This window comes from Novosphingobium sp. (genome assembly GCF_025351285.1).
Taxonomy (GTDB): domain Bacteria; phylum Pseudomonadota; class Alphaproteobacteria; order Sphingomonadales; family Sphingomonadaceae; genus Novosphingobium.
This window is the reverse complement of the sequence record NZ_JANXWG010000016.1, coordinates 1-11,673: the sequence shown is the minus strand read 5'-3', so window position 1 is coordinate 11,673 and position 11,673 is coordinate 1. Positions and strand designations below refer to the sequence as shown.

Sequence of the window (11,673 nt, the reverse complement as noted above, 5' to 3'; positions counted from 1 at the left end):
AAGTTCTCGGGCCAGGTCATCGACGGGCTCGACGCCAAGGAGCTGCGCGGGCTGCTCGATCAGGCCAAGGCGCGGATGGGTTCGGGCGTGGCAGCGATCGTCGCGATCAACGATGGGCGCGCCAGCTTCGCGGTGGCGGTGACCGAAGACTTGACCAGCCGGATCAGCGCGGTCGAGCTGGTGCGGGTGGGCGTCGATGCGCTTGGCGGCAAGGGCGGCGGCGGGCGGCCCGACATGGCGCAAGGCGGTGGCCCCGACGGCGCGAAAGCGGCTGACGCGATCGCGGCAGTGCGGGCAGCGTTAGCTGGCTGACCGATCGCGCAATTTCGACGTCCCGAGCTTGGGTTTTTCCTCAAGCCCGCCGTCGCGCATGATCAAGTGGCGCAATTCGTCGCGCATTTCGTGGATCGAGGCGATCACAGGGCCCATCGGCACGCCCAGGTCTACCAGCACCGCTTCGGACAATTGCAGCGAGCTTTCGAGCGTTTCGGGCACCGCGTGGCTGGCGCCCGCGCGGTACAGTTCGGCGGCGTGGTTGCTGTCGCGCGCGCGCACGATGATCGGCAGGTCGGGGAACGCCTTGTGGATGCGGCGCACGGTGCGGCTGACCAGCACGGGCTCGTCCATCGTGACAATGAGCGCGCGCGCATCGCCCAAGTGCAGCTTGTCGAGCAGCGCGGCGTTGGTGACATTGCCGAACACCACCGGCAGTCCGGCCTTGCTGCCTTCGGCGACGATCGCGGGGTCGGCGTCGATCGCGAGATAGGGCATGTCGTGGCGGCTGAGCATTTCGCCGATCAGCCGCCCGACGCGGCCGTGGCCGAAGATCAGCGCGCGCTGCGCGGCGTCGGCTGGTTCGGCAGCGGGGCGGGGGGCGCCAGCCTGGTCGATGGCCTTCGCGATCCGGCGTCCGACCAGCGCCAGGACCGGCGTCAGCGTGAGCCCCAGCGCCGTGACGATCTGCCAGAACTGTGCGGCCGAATGCCCGATCAGCTTGGCCGAAGCGGCCGCCGACAACACGATCAACGTGGTTTCTGAGGGGCTGGCCATCAGCAGCCCGGTCTCGGTCGCGGTGCCGCGAGATGATCCGCGCACGCGCAGCAGCGTGGCGGTGACCAGCGCCTTGGTGACCATTACCGCCGCCACGCCGAGTGCAATCGCGCCGATCTTCTGCCACACCACGGCCAGGTCGATGCCCATGCCGACGGTGATCAGGAACACTCCGAGCGCAAGGCCCTTGAACGGCCCGGTCAGCGCCTCGACCTCTTTCGAATAGTCGGTTTCGGCAATCAAAAGCCCCGCCAGCAGCGCGCCCATGATCGGCGAGAGGCCGACCGCACCCGTCGCCAGCGCGGAGGCGATGACCACCAGCAGGCTGAACGCCAGGAACAGTTCGGGGCTTTTGGTGCGGGCAGCCGAGGCGAACAGGCGGGGCAGGAGGAAGCGCCCGATTGCCAGCATGATGACGACCACTAGCGCGCCCTTCCACAGCGTGCCGAACAGCGCGGCGCCGCTGTCGCCGGTCTGCGGGCCGAACGCGCCGAGGATGAAGATGATCGGCACCAGTGCGATGTCTTCGAGCAACAGCATCGCCAGCGCCTTGCGCCCGACCGGGCTTTCGGTGCCCGCGATCGGCAGGACCAGCGCGGTGGAAGACAATGCCAGCGCGATACCCAGCCCCGCCGCGCCCTTGATGTGCTGGCCCATCCCCAGCAGGATCGCCGTCAGCAGCCCCGCGCAGATCAGAAGCTTGAGCAGCCCCAGCCCGAACACCTGGCTGCGCATCGCCCACAACCGCGCGAACGACAGTTCCAACCCGATCTCGAACAGCAGCAGGATCACGCCGAATTCGGCAAACGGTCCGATCGCCTCGGGTTTGGTGATCGTGACGAAATAGAGCCAGTGATAATCGGAAACCAGGCGTCCCAACCCGAACGGCCCGACCAGCAGCCCGACCAGGATGAACCCGATCACCGGCGTGATGCGAAACCGCGCGAAGGCGGGAATAACGATCCCCGCCGCGCCAAGAATGACCAGCGCGTCGCTGAGTGTGGTGCTGAGTTCTAGATTGCCGGCCATGTCGGGCGATGATTGCCCGACATGGCCGCGAATGTCACCCGCCTTGGCGGGGTGGCCGGTTCAGCGGCGAACCGGCCGACGCATCGATCAACCCTCTGACATCGCCTTTTCCAGGTTCTCGACGATCGCCTGGAAGAACATTTCGGTGGTCATCCACGCCTGGTCGGGGCCGATTAGGATCGCGAGGTCCTTGGTCATCTTGCCGCTTTCGACAGTATCGATACATACGCGTTCGAGTGTTTCGGCGAAGGCGATCACCTCGGGCGTTTCGTCGAACTTGCCGCGATACATGAGGCCGCGCGTCCAGGCGAAGATCGAGGCGATCGGGTTGCTGGAGGTGGCCTTGCCCTGCTGATGCTGGCGATAGTGGCGGGTGATCGTGCCGTGCGCGGCTTCGGCTTCTACGGTCTTGCCATCGGGTGAGAGCAGCACCGAGGTCATCAGGCCCAGGCTGCCGAACCCTTGCGCGACGGTGTCGGACTGGACATCGCCGTCATAGTTCTTGCAGGCCCAGACGAACTTGCCGCTCCACTTCAGGGCCGATGCGACCATGTCGTCGATCAGGCGGTGTTCGTACGTGATGTTCAGCGCCTTGAACTTTTCGGCGTAGCCTTCGGTGTCGAACACTTCCTGGAACAGGTCCTTGAAGCGCCCGTCATAAGCCTTGAGGATGGTGTTCTTGGTCGACAGATAGACCGGCCAGCCGGTATTGATGCCGTAAGCAAAGCTGGCGCGCGCGAAATCGCGGATCGAATCGTCGAGGTTGTACATCGCCAGCGCCACGCCGGCCGAGGGGTAGTGGAACACTTCCTCGTCGATCGTTTCGCCGTTATCGCCTTCCCACACCAGCCGCAGCTTGCCGGGGCCGGGGACGCGGAAATCGGTGGCCTTGTACTGATCACCGAAGGCATGGCGGCCGACGACGATGGGGTCGGTCCAGCCCGGCACCAGCCGGGGCACGTTCTGCATCACGATCGGTTCGCGGAAGATGGTGCCGCCCAGAATGTTGCGGATCGTGCCATTGGGCGATTTCCACATTTTCTTGAGCTTGAATTCTTCGACCCGCGCTTCGTCAGGCGTGATCGTGGCGCATTTCACGCCCACGCCGTACTTGTTGATTGCGTTGGCCGAATCGACGGTGATCTGGTCGTTGGTTTCGTCGCGCTTTTCAACCGACAGGTCGTAATACTTGAGATCGACATCAAGGTAGGGGAGGATCAGCTTTTCGCGGATCCATTGCCAGATGATCCGGGTCATTTCGTCGCCATCGAGTTCGACGATCGGGTTTTTCACCTTGATCTTGGCCATGTCTGTCTGTCCCCATTTGTTGCGCAGGCGCGCACCGAAATGCCCCCTGTTCGGGCGCGAGCAAGCCCGGGTCTTAGCATCTGATCGGCCCCGTGCAACATGGATTGCTGGCCAAATTGCCGCCTTGCGCCTCGCCCGGCTGAGCGTGATTCGGGCTGGACAGCGGTGGCTTGCTCGTTCAGGATTTTAAGCGAGCGGTTAAACCGACCGAGTTAGAGGATGCGAGACAAGCCATGAGCGATGAACAGCAAGTCCTGACCCCAGAAGTTCTGACTGAGGTGCAGGGCAATGTCCTGATCGTGACGATCAACCGGCCCGACGCCAAGAACGCGATGAACCAGGCTGCGGCGATGGGCATCAGCGCGGCGATGGACCGGCTCGAAGCCGAAGCCGATCTGCGCTGCGCGGTGCTGACCGGCGCCGGTGGCACGTTCTGTTCCGGCATGGATCTCAAGGGCTTCCTGCGCGGTGAGCATCCGTCGGTGCCGGGGCGGGGGTTCGGCGCGCTGTCGCAATGGACACCCAAGAAGCCGGTGATTGCGGCGGTCGATGGCTATGCGCTGGCGGGCGGCTTGGAACTGGCAATGTCGTGCGACCTGATCGTGGCCAATGCCGGCGCCAAGTTCGGCATTCCCGAAGCCAAGCGCGGCCTGGCCGCAGCGGCCGGCGGGCTGATCAAGCTGCCACGCCAGATCCCGCCGCGTATCGCGATGGAACTGGCGCTGACCGGCGATTTCATCGATGCCAAGCGCGCGTATGAACTGGGCTTCGTCAACCGCGTGACCGATGGTCCGGCGATCGTGGCGGCTCTCGAACTGGCGGCGCGGATTGCAGAGAACGGCCCGCTTGCGCTGATCGCGTCGAAGGCTGTCATCCGCGAATCGCACACCTGGAGCGATGCCGAAATGTGGGACAAACAGGCCGCGCATGTCGGCGCGGTGTTCACATCGTCCGATGCGCGCGAAGGCGCCGCAGCGTTTGCTGAAAAGCGCAAGCCCAACTGGCAGGGCAAGTAACCACGCAAGTTTCTTAATCCGGAACGGCCCCGGCACCATCGAGTATGGGGCCGGGGCCTTTTGGTCCTGGATCAGGCCAGCACCCGCCACATTGGCGATCGATCCGCACCGGACCCATCCGCACCCAGAGTGCAATCGATGTAAGTTGCCTATTGCAACTATTATCGTGGGGTATAGGCTCGGAGTTCTGCAAGGGCGGGGCGGGAAATCCATTTCAGATGTGCGATGCGTAAGCTGGCGAATATACTTGGGCTGCTTGCGCTTTCAGCCTGCACGGCGAAGCCGCAACCCGTCGAACAGGCACTCTTGTCCGTCAGCGTCGCACAAGTTCGTGCGTCGACAGATGTGAGCCGCGTCGCAGCAGCAGGGACGGTGCGGCTGCGCCAGGAAACCAACCTTGGCTTCACCAGCCCGGGACGGATTGCGCGGATCGCGGTCAATCCCGGAGATCGCGTCGCCAAGGGCCAGTTGCTGGCGACGCTCGACATGACGACGGTCTCTGCGCAACTCGGTGCCGCCAGCGCCGAACAATTGCGCGCGGCGGCCGAATTGCGGCGCGCCAAGGCACTGTTGGCCGGAGGCTGGGTCAGCCCGGCGCGGGTCGACACGGCGCAGGCCGCTTACGATGCTGCCGTCGCCGGTACGCGCGTCCGCCGGTTTGCCACCGACACCGCGCGGATTTTTGCACCCAGTGCCGGGGTCGTGCTTGCGCGGCCGGCCGAACCATCGCAAGTGGTTGACAGCGGCACCCCGGTGATTGTGCTGGGCGAAGAGGTGCGCGGCTACGTGCTGAAAGTTCCCTTGTCCGATCGCGACGCCGCGCGCGTTGCCGTCGGCGCAGCGGCAACCGTGCAGATCGCCTCGCTCGGCGGGGCATCGATCGACGGCCATGTCGTACAGATCGGAGGCCGCGCCGATCAGGGCACCGGGACGTTTGAGGCCGAAATCAGGCTGCCTGCCGCGCCCGGGTTGCGGTCTGGCCAGATCGGCCGCGCCGCCATCGTCGCGCGCGACCAGTCGGCTGGAGTGCTGGTCCCGCCGGCAGCCGTGTTCGCGCCGCGTGCGGGCGAGGGCTTCGTCTATGTGCTCCGGCACGGCAGCGATCGCGTTTCGTTGCGCAAGGTCGCCATCAGCGAGGCGCAAGACCAGGGCGTGCGCGTGCTGAGCGGACTGGCGCCGGGTGAGTGGGTGATCGTGTCGGGCGTCGACCGGCTGCATGACGCGCAACGCGTGCGCGCGCAGCGCCGACCTGAATGAACATCGCCGCGGCGGCGGTGCGCTATTGGCAACTGACGCTGGTCGGTTCGCTGCTCGCGGCGTTGCTGGGCATCCAGGCGTTCCTGGCGATCCCGCGCTCGGTCGATCCCCAAGTCCCGTTCAGCGCGGCGATCGTCACCGCGGTGCTGCCGGGGGCCGATGCCGCCACGGTCGAGGAAACTGTCGCCAAGCCGATCGAGGACGTGGTCCAGGGGCTCGACAATGTCTGCGAGGTGCGATCGAGCAGCAGCAGCGGGCTGGCCGTGATCAGCGTCGAATTCCTCCACGGCACCGATCCCGAACTCGCGCTCGACCGCACGATCCGCGACGTCACCGCAATTCGCGGCCAGCTTCCCACAGGGCTGGCGCGGCTCGATTTTCGACGCCCACGGCCCACCGAAGCGGCGGTGTTGCAACTTGCGCTGGTCAGCACGGGCGCATCGTGGCGGCGCGTCGAGAAATACGCCAAGGACCTGCGTGAGCGACTGAACGTGGTGACCGGCGTGCGCAGCACCACGGTGTTCGGTCTGGCGCAGCCCGAAGTGCGTGTCGCGCTCGATTCGGGGCGGCTTGCCGAAGCCGGGTTGTCGGCGATCGCGGTATCGTCGTCGGTTTCGGCGGGTGGAACCGAAGTGCCCGCCGGCGCGGTACAATCGGGTGCGCGGCGGTTGAATGTCGATGCGGGCGGCGCCTATCGCTCGGTCGAGGCGGTTGCGGCGATGCCGCTCAAGGCCGCGGGCGGGCGGATCGTGCGCGTGGGTGATGTGGCGGCAGTAGGCTGGGCCGAAGCCGAACATCTCAACCTGACGCGGTATAATGGCGAGCGCGCGGTGTTCATCGCTGTCAAGCAGAAGGACAACGTTTCGGCCCCGGTGCTGCGCGACGATCTGTTCAAGGCGGTGACCGCGTTCCGCGCCGGGCTGCCCCCCGACATGAAGCTGGAGATCGGCTTCGACCAGAGCCGCGACATCGAGCGCCGGCTGAGCGAACTGGCCCGCGATTTCTCGATCGCGCTGGCGCTGGTGCTGATCACGCTGCTGCCGCTCGGCTTGCGCGCATCGCTGGTGGTGATGATCTCGATCCCGCTGTCGCTGGCGATGGGCGTGTTCATGTTGTCGCGCTTCGGCTTCACGCTCAACCAGATCAGCATTTCGGGGTTCATCATCTCGCTCGGGCTGCTGGTCGACGATTCGATCGTGGTGACCGAGAACATCGAGCGCCACTTGCGCGAATCGGGCGATCCGGTCGAGGCGGCGGCGAGCGGAGCGCGGGAAATCAGCGCAGCGGTGCTCGGTTCCACCGGGGTTCTGCTTTTCGCGTTCCTGCCGCTGGCGTTCCTGCCCGAAGGCTCGGGCGATTTCGTGCGCGGGCTTCCTGTGGCGGTGCTGGTCACGGTGGCGAGTTCGCTGATCGTGTCGCTGACGGTGATCCCGTTCGTCGCCAGCCGCGTGCTCAAGCGCGGTCAGGGGGAACACGGCAACCGCTTCCTGCGCGTGGTGACCCGAGGGATCGAGCGCTTCTACCAGCCGCTGCTGCACCGCGCGCTCGATCATCCGCGCAAGACACTGGTGGGCACGCTGATCGGCTGCGTGCTGGTGTTCGCGACCGTGCCGTTGATCGGCTTCAGCCTGTTCCCGACCACCGACGCGCCCTATTTCATGGTGCGGGTCGAAGCCCCCGAGGGCAGCGGCGTAGCCGAGACCGACCGCGCGGTTGGCGCGGTGTCGGCGCAGCTTGCCAAGGAGCCTGCGATCCTTGCCCGGATGGACAATGTCGGGCGCGGCAATCCGCAGATCTTCTACAACAATATCCCGCGCGAGGACGATACGCGTTACGGCGAAATCTTCGTGACCTTGCGCGAATGGTCGCAACGCGACAGCCCCAGGTTCATCGAGGCGTTGCGCAAGAAACTCGCGAGCTACCCCGATGCCCGCGTGACGGTGGTGCAGTTCGAACAGGGGCCACCGGTCGAAGCGCCGATCGCGATCCGCGTGCAGGGCCCCGAACTGGTCACGCTCAAGGCGCTGTCGGCGCAAGTCGCGGCGATCATGACCGCCAACAAGGGCCTGCGCGACGTTAACGACCCGCTGGCGGTCGATCGCGTCGATCTCGACCTCGGCATCGATGCCGACAAGGCGAGCCTGCTGAATGTGTTCCCCGATGCCGTTCGCCGCACGCTGCGCATCGCGCTGAACGGTGAACGCGCCAGCAGCTTCCGCGATGCCGAAGGCGATACCTATCCCGTCACGGTGCGGCTACCGCTGGACGAGCACCAAGGCGTCTCGACGCTGAACAGCCTGTACGTGCCCAGCCAGTCGGGCCAGATCATCCCACTGTCGCAGATTGCCACGCCCGCGCTCAAGTCGGTGCCCTCGCAGATCCAGCGCTATCGGTTGCAGCGCTACACCACGGTCACCGCCTACAACGAACCGGGATTTCTGGCGTCTGCGCTGGACAAGGACGTCACGGCGGGGCTGGCAAAGATCAAGTTTCCGCCGGGCTACACCTGGGAGGCAGGCGGGGCCGCAGAAGTTGCCGCGCGCAACACCTCGGGGCTGGGCGGTGTGATCCTGCTGGCTGTGTTCGGAATTTTCGGTGTGCTGGTGGCCGAATTCGGCCGGTTCCGCGAAGTACTGGTGGTGGCGGGCGTGATCCCGCTCGGGCTCGTCGGGGGATTGCTGGCACTGCTCGCGACGGGCAATTCGCTGTCGTTCCTGGCGGTGATCGGGTTCGTTGCGCTGATCGGGATAGAGATCAAGAATTCGATCCTGCTGGTCGATTTCACGACGCAACTGCGCAGCCGTGGGCTGGCGTTGCGCGATGCCATCGAAAAGGCCGGCGAAATCCGGTTTCTGCCGGTTTTGCTCACGTCGGTGACCGCGATCGGCGGACTGCTCCCGCTCGCGCTGTCGGGCGCCCCGCTTTACGCGCCGCTGGCATGGGTGATCATCGGCGGGCTGGTGTCATCGACCCTGCTCAGCCGCATTGTCACGCCGGTGATGTATCTGCTGGTTGTTCGCAGGACGGGAGAAGCAACGGCTGTGGCTGAAAACGAAAAAACCCCCGGTTTCCCGGGGGCTTAGCCAAAGGCCTTGAATGGTGGGCGTAGCAAGGATTGAACTTGCGACCCCTACGATGTCAACATAGTGCTCTACCACTGAGCTATACGCCCGCACCATTCATGTCGCGAGAGAGCAAGCCCGCTCGCGAGAGGCAGCCGTTTAACCGCGCTTGCGGCTTGTTGCAAGGGCGTGTTTCGAGGGGCTCGTCAAAGCTGCCCGAAGGCGGCCGGATCCTCGAATGCCCGCTCAACTTCCATCACCAGGTCCTTGAGATGAAACGGTTTCGACAGCACGCGCGCTTGCGGTGCTTCGCGGTTGGCCTTGAGCGTTACGGCGGCAAAACCGGTGATGAACATGACTTTCGTGGTGGGGCTGATCTCGGCGCAGCGTTGTGCCAGTTCGATTCCGTCCATTTCGGGCATGACGATGTCGGACAGCAGCAGGTCGAAGTGCTCGGCCTCCAGCAGTGGCACCGCCGCCGTTCCGCGATCGACCGCGGTGACGCTGTAGCCCGCGTTTTCAAGCGCGCGCGCAAGGTACGTGCGCATCGCGTCTTCATCTTCGGCGAGCAGGATGCGGATCATGCGGCGTGTCCCCGGGAACAACATGGGTTTGTGAACGGTGTGTCTTAACGATACCGGCACCGCCGCAGCCCCCGCGCGAGGGGCGTGACGTGACCGGAGTCGCAATACTGACGCCATACATTCGATCCGGTTAAGAATCTTCGCTCATTCAATGCATGACCGACTTTGACACAGCGGCATTTCGTGGGCAGCCTTGTTGCCATGCAGCATTTGTCGCCCGATCAGGATGATTCGCAGACAGTCGACGGCGGCCTCATTCCGGGACAGCCCGATCATCCGGCATTCTCGCTGCGGTTTTTCGATCCTTCGCCGATCCCCGTGGTGATTGCGGTGCCCCATGCGGGGCGCAAGTATGCCCACGGCTTGCTAGAACGCATGCGGCACCCGGCTTTCGCGACGCCCCGGCTTGAAGATCGCTATGTCGATTTGCTGGCAACGCGCGTTGCCGCTGAAACCCATGCTGCGCTGCTGGTGGCGCATGCCCCGCGCGCTATGGTGGATCTCAACCGCGCGGCCGACGACGTCGATTGGGACATGATGAATCAGCCACCGGCCGATGCCTCGGGCGATCGTGCGCTGGCCGGAGGACGAACCGCTGATCGCGGCTGGGGCGGAAAGGGCGGCACCATGCAGCGCGCGCGCAGCGGCCTCGGCCTGATTCCACGCCGCTTGCCGGGGCTGGGCGAGCTTTGGAAGCGCCGCTTCGAACACCACGAACTCGATGATCGTATCGCCGGGGTGCATCAGCCTTATCACGCGGCTCTGGGCCAGATGCTGCTGCGGGTGCGCCAGCGCTGGGGTTCGGTACTGCTGATCGATCTGCATTCGATGCCGCCGCTGCCAGCCCCCAACGGCGCCGAGCGGGCGCCAGAATTCGTGATCGGCGATCGCTTCGGTGCGGCGTGCGGCGGCGAATTGATCGCCGCCGCGTTCAGCCATTTTGCGCAAGGCGGGCGGCTGGCCGCGCACAATCGGCCTTATGCCGGGGGGTATGTGCTCGATCGCCATGCTCGGCGGCACGAAGGTATTCATTGCCTGCAGCTCGAAATCGATCGCCGTTCCTATCTCGAGCCGCGCCTGGTCGAACCGGGTGATGGCTTCGAGGATACGGTGCGGCTGTTGGTGGGGCTGGTGCAGAAGCTTGCCGCCGTGGCCGCCGAGCTTGGTGGCGAGGCCGGTTCGGCGCGCTGGCGCATGGCTGCCGAGTAGGTTGGACCTCCTCAAGAAAAAACCACCTGGAGCAATGCTCCAGGTGGCCAAGGTTCAGGGAGGAGGTGCACCGAAGCGCACCAGTCACACCGGGCCATGAGGGGAGCACCGGCGCGACACCCAATGTATAAGCATGGCTTGCGAGAGGCGCAAGATGCACCCGAAAATTTCGTTTCGATTGTGACCGTTTCGGGTCAAACGCCGGCTGATCGTCGTAGCGAAGCCGCCGCGCCAACCCTTGGAGCCGGCGCGGCGGAATTTATCAGTTGATCGTGGCGAGCACCGGCGATTGCGCAGCGGGGCCCTTGCCCTGGGTCGTCTGCATGCCGAACACGTTGCTCATCAGGTCGAGCGAAAACACGTGCGCGTACAACAGCGGCAGCAATCCGCTCTGCGCCCAGCCGCGCAGGACATCGCCGCGCAAGTCGCGCAGCTTTTCCTGGTTGATCATCTGGAACCCGCGATAGACGAACGGCGCTTCGACGCCGGTCTGCTGGATGGTGACTTCGCCTTCCATCAGCAGGTCGTGCTTCTTGATCTCGTCGATGAACGCCTGGGTGCGCTGACCGGCCTGTTCGAACTGTTCGCAGAACTGGAGCGCGCTCTTGGTCGCTTCGGACGGTTCTGCGCCATCGAACAGCGCTTCGCCATCGGCATAGTCACCGACCAGCCCGCACGAGGGATCGAAGCACAGCGACAGTTCCTCAGCATCGGGCGAAAGCCGCGCCAGGATGAATGGATAGCGGCGCGCATAAGCGGGCACGTAGATGTTGTCGTTGATGGTGCCTTCAGCGTCGACGAACACGTTGACGCCTTCGTTAAGCCCCATCAGCGCCAGCGGCACCGGGTTGTCGCCGCTGGCGAAAATGATCGGATAATGCCGAGCGGCTTGCGGGAATTCCTCGACCGTCAAGGGAATCGCGTGCTGGCCGACCAGCCATTCGGCCTTGGTGGCGACGCGCGCGCGCCAGGTGGCATGATCGCGGCTGTTGAGCGGCATCAGGTCCTTGTAGAAGATCGGCAGTTCGGCTTGCGGCGCGCTGGCCATGAATTCTCTCCGCTCATGTTGGGCCACGCAGACGCCTTGAGACGCTCCCGCGCGGGGAAAGCGCGCGCTTTAGGATGTTGAACGGGGCTGCGCAAGTGAGTGCACAACCG

9 protein-coding genes and 1 tRNA gene are annotated in these 11,673 nt (G+C 64.9%); 5 read left to right on the top strand and 5 right to left on the bottom strand.

Going from position 1 to position 11,673, the window contains the following annotated elements; translation table 11 throughout:
- Positions 1-312, top strand: a 312-nt coding sequence (locus Q0R16_RS02120) for a DHHA1 domain-containing protein (protein WP_295631332.1), incomplete at its 5' end; no start/stop codon positions are given.
- Here the strand turns inward: Q0R16_RS02120 and Q0R16_RS02115 are convergent.
- Complete coding sequence (locus Q0R16_RS02115; protein ID WP_295631330.1) at positions 301-2,079, bottom strand: cation:proton antiporter; 1,779 nt, start codon at positions 2,077-2,079, stop codon at positions 301-303. The genes Q0R16_RS02120 and Q0R16_RS02115 overlap by 12 nt on opposite strands.
- Before the next feature lie 87 nt (positions 2,080-2,166).
- Positions 2,167-3,387: an NADP-dependent isocitrate dehydrogenase gene (locus tag Q0R16_RS02110; RefSeq protein WP_295631328.1), complete on the bottom strand. Its 1,221-nt coding sequence runs from the start codon at positions 3,385-3,387 to the stop codon at positions 2,167-2,169.
- A gap of 233 nt (positions 3,388-3,620) precedes the next feature.
- On the opposite strand from Q0R16_RS02110, the gene Q0R16_RS02105 reads away from it, so the two are divergent.
- From Q0R16_RS02105 to Q0R16_RS02095, 3 genes are all read left to right on the top strand, one after another.
- On the top strand, positions 3,621-4,403 hold the full coding sequence (locus tag Q0R16_RS02105; protein ID WP_295631326.1) for a crotonase/enoyl-CoA hydratase family protein: 783 nt from the start codon (positions 3,621-3,623) through the stop codon (positions 4,401-4,403).
- Between the two features lie 225 nt (positions 4,404-4,628).
- On the top strand, positions 4,629-5,660 hold the full coding sequence (locus Q0R16_RS02100) for an efflux RND transporter periplasmic adaptor subunit (protein ID WP_295631324.1): 1,032 nt from the start codon (positions 4,629-4,631) through the stop codon (positions 5,658-5,660).
- Positions 5,657-8,743: an efflux RND transporter permease subunit gene (locus Q0R16_RS02095; RefSeq protein WP_295631323.1), complete on the top strand. Its 3,087-nt coding sequence runs from the start codon at positions 5,657-5,659 to the stop codon at positions 8,741-8,743. Before Q0R16_RS02100 ends, Q0R16_RS02095 begins: the two co-directional genes overlap by 4 nt.
- A 14-nt stretch (positions 8,744-8,757) precedes the next feature.
- Here the strand turns inward: Q0R16_RS02095 and Q0R16_RS02090 are convergent.
- Both Q0R16_RS02090 and cpdR read right to left on the bottom strand, forming a co-directional pair.
- Positions 8,758-8,832, bottom strand: a tRNA-Val gene (locus Q0R16_RS02090).
- A 96-nt stretch (positions 8,833-8,928) separates the two neighbouring features.
- On the bottom strand, positions 8,929-9,306 hold the full coding sequence (cpdR, locus tag Q0R16_RS02085; RefSeq protein ID WP_295631320.1) for a cell cycle two-component system response regulator CpdR: 378 nt from the start codon (positions 9,304-9,306) through the stop codon (positions 8,929-8,931).
- Positions 9,307-9,507: 201 nt separating this feature from the next.
- On the opposite strand from cpdR, the gene Q0R16_RS02080 reads away from it, so the two are divergent.
- Positions 9,508-10,515, top strand: coding sequence for an N-formylglutamate amidohydrolase (locus Q0R16_RS02080; RefSeq protein ID WP_295631319.1), 1,008 nt, complete (start codon positions 9,508-9,510; stop codon positions 10,513-10,515).
- A gap of 262 nt (positions 10,516-10,777) precedes the next feature.
- On the opposite strand, the gene Q0R16_RS02075 is transcribed toward Q0R16_RS02080, so the two are convergent.
- Entirely contained in the window at positions 10,778-11,563 is a 786-nt protein-coding gene (locus Q0R16_RS02075; protein ID WP_295631317.1) for a SapC family protein, read from the bottom strand.
- Positions 11,564-11,673 lie beyond the last annotated feature (110 nt).